This window comes from Guyparkeria sp., assembly GCF_046540515.1.
In the GTDB taxonomy this organism is placed as follows: domain Bacteria; phylum Pseudomonadota; class Gammaproteobacteria; order Halothiobacillales; family Halothiobacillaceae; genus Guyparkeria.
In genome coordinates this window covers 1-2,565 of sequence record NZ_JBKHFB010000120.1, presented here as the reverse complement: position 1 = coordinate 2,565, position 2,565 = coordinate 1, and the positions used below count along the sequence as shown (strand labels likewise).

Here is a 2,565-nt window from a genome sequence, read left to right as displayed (position 1 = left end):
AACCAGGGCAGAAAACTCGATGACACAGGTTGTCTACGTCACCGGTGGTGCACAGGGCATCGGCAAGGGGATCGCACACTATCTGCTGGAGCGGGGATGCTCGGTCGTGATTGTCGATATCGACGAGGAGGCGGGGGCCGAGTGCATCGAGGAGATGGGTGATATCGGCCCACTGCGCTTCCTGCCGGTGGACGTGCGCGATGAGCAGGCGGTGGAGCACAGCATCGGGCAAACGGTCGATTGGTTCGGTCGCCTGGACGGCGTGATCAACAATGCGGCGCTGGCCGATCCGTTCATGGGTGACGTCGAGTCGGTCGAGCAGGCGGAGTGGCAGCGGGTGATCGACACCAACCTGACCGGTCCCTTTCTGGTCAGCAAGCATGCCGTGCGCCATCTGCGCGAAAGCCGGGGCGGCATCGTCAATATCGCCTCCACCCGCGCTCTGCAGTCCGAAGCGAACACCGAGGCCTATGCCGCCAGCAAGGGCGGCATCATCGCCCTGACGCACGCCCTGGCCATCAGTCTGGGCCCGGCCGTTCGAGTCAATGCGATCAGCCCCGGCTGGATCGATGTAAGCCGGTGGCAGAAACGCGCGACGCGCCAGTCAATGGAAGCCTTGGGCGCAAGGGACCATCAGCAGCACCCGGCCGGGCGCGTGGGTCGACCCGACGATGTCGCGTCCATGGTGGCCTATCTGTTGTCGCAAGAGGCCGGGTTCGTGACCGGGCAGAATTTCGTGATCGATGGTGGCATGACACGCAAGATGATCTACGCAGACTGATTCGTTCGGTGCCCGCCGGTCTGCCAGCGGCGGGTGTCGCCGTCGCGGACAGGAACGGGTCGTCTGGCGCGAATCCGCGAGGGTGCGGCGTTGAGTCGCCCTGGGGCGCATGCGACAATCGCACCTTTCCCCGCATGTGACACGCCCCATGACTGCAAGAATCCTCGATGGGCGAGCCGTCGGCGCCACCGTGCGCGCCGGCCTTGCCGAGACCATCGCCGCCTTCACCGAGAACGGCCACCGCCCGCCGGGACTGGCGGTGGTGCAGGTGGGCGACGACCCGGCCTCGTCGGTCTACGTCGCCAACAAGCGCAAGGCCTGCGCCAAGCTCGGCATCGCCTCGTTCTCGCACGATCTGGAGGAGACGGTCACCCAGGCCGAGCTCGATGCCCTGGTCGACGAGCTCAACGACGATCCGCGTATCGATGGCATCCTGGTGCAGCTGCCGCTACCCGAGCACCTGAGCGCCGATTCGATCATCGAGCGCATCGATGCGGACAAGGACGTGGACGGCTTTCACCCCACCAACATCGGTCGGCTGGCCATCCGCCAGCCCGGCCTGCGTCCCTGCACGCCCTTTGGCGTGATGCGGCTGCTCGAGGAGACCGGCCGCGACCTGCACGGCATGGAGGCCGTCGTCGTCGGGGCCTCGAACATCGTCGGCCGTCCCATGGCCCTCGAGCTGCTGCTCGCCGGCGCCACCGTGACCGTCTGCCACCGCTTCACCGAGGATCTGGCCGCGCACGTCCGGCGTGCCGACCTGGTGGTGGTGGCCGCCGGCAAGCCGGGACTGGTCAGGGGCGAGTGGATCAAGGACGGCGCGATCGTGATCGACGTGGGTATCCACCGCCGCGATGACGGCAGCCTGCACGGCGACGTCGACTTCGACGCGGCCGCCGAGCGGGCCGGTTTCATCACGCCGGTCCCCGGCGGGGTGGGACCGATGACCATCGCCATGCTGATGCACAACACGGTCACGTCCTGGCGGCGTCGACTGGGACTCGATTGAGCGTGCGATGAGCGAGGCCGCTGCCGAACAGACCGACTGGAATGTCGCGCGCCGCTTTCGCGGCTTCGTGCCGGTGGTCGTCGACGTGGAGACCGGCGGGCTGGACCCGCAGGGACACGCGCTGCTGGAACTGGCGGCCGTGTTGCTCGATGTCGACGAGCACGGTCGGTTGTACCCCACCGAGGAGATCGCCGTCTCGGTGCACCCCAGTGCCCTGACGGTGGTCGACCCCGTCTCGATCAAGATCCACGGTATCGACCCGTCCGACCCCCAGCGCGAGGCGGTGGAGGAGCGTGCCGCCCTGGACGCCTTCTTCCGCCCGATCCGTCGCCAGGTGAAGGCGCTCAATGCGCGCCGCGCCATCCTGGTCGGTCACAACGCGCCGTTCGACCTCGCCGTGGTCAAGGCCGCCTGCGAGCGCACCGGCTACAAGCGCAATCCCTTTCACCCGTTCTCGACGCTCGACACGGTCACGGCCGCCGCGGTGGCCGTCGGTGAAACGGTGCTCGCCAGGGCCTGTACCGCCGCCGGTTTCGACTGGGACAACAGTCGCGCCCACGGTGCGCTCTACGATGCGCAGAAGACCGCCGAACTGTTCTGCCACATCACCAACCGGCTCTCCACCGACAACGGTCGGGCGGCCCTGCGGGTGCGCGAGCCGATCAAGTAGTATCCCCAGGCCGGCGTCCGCCGGCAGGACGTCAGTCCACCGACCCCGCCGATTGCCATTTCCCGCCAGCCCACGCGTCTCGTGCCCGGACCGATGACATAGCGC

Annotated in this window: 3 protein-coding genes; all 3 read left to right on the top strand. The window is 67.6% G+C overall.

All coding sequences use genetic code 11. The features are described from left to right. Window positions 1-19 precede the first annotated feature (19 nt). The 3 genes from ACLFRM_RS09355 (at window position 20) to rnt (ending at window position 2,460) form a co-directional block, all read left to right on the top strand. Window positions 20-781 carry an SDR family oxidoreductase gene (locus tag ACLFRM_RS09355; RefSeq protein ID WP_410755470.1) on the top strand — a complete coding sequence of 254 codons (762 nt, stop codon included), beginning with the start codon at window positions 20-22 and terminating at the stop codon, window positions 779-781. Window positions 782-929: 148 nt separating this feature from the next. After that, window positions 930-1,790: a bifunctional methylenetetrahydrofolate dehydrogenase/methenyltetrahydrofolate cyclohydrolase FolD gene (gene folD / locus ACLFRM_RS09350; protein WP_410755469.1), complete on the top strand. Its 861-nt coding sequence runs from the start codon at window positions 930-932 to the stop codon at window positions 1,788-1,790. Window positions 1,791-1,797: 7 nt separating this feature from the next. Continuing rightward, entirely contained in the window at window positions 1,798-2,460 is a 663-nt protein-coding gene (gene rnt, locus ACLFRM_RS09345; protein WP_410755468.1) for a ribonuclease T, read from the top strand. Window positions 2,461-2,565 lie beyond the last annotated feature (105 nt).

Excerpts from the sequence above, each read along its gene's own strand:
- rnt (WP_410755468.1), top strand. The coding sequence starts at position 1,798 with ATGAGCGAGGCCGCTGCCGAACAGACCGACTGGAATGTCGCGCGCCGC.
- ACLFRM_RS09355 (WP_410755470.1), top strand. The coding sequence starts at position 20 with ATGACACAGGTTGTCTACGTCACCGGTGGTGCACAGGGCATCGGCAAG.
- folD (WP_410755469.1), top strand. The coding sequence starts at position 930 with ATGACTGCAAGAATCCTCGATGGGCGAGCCGTCGGCGCCACCGTGCGC.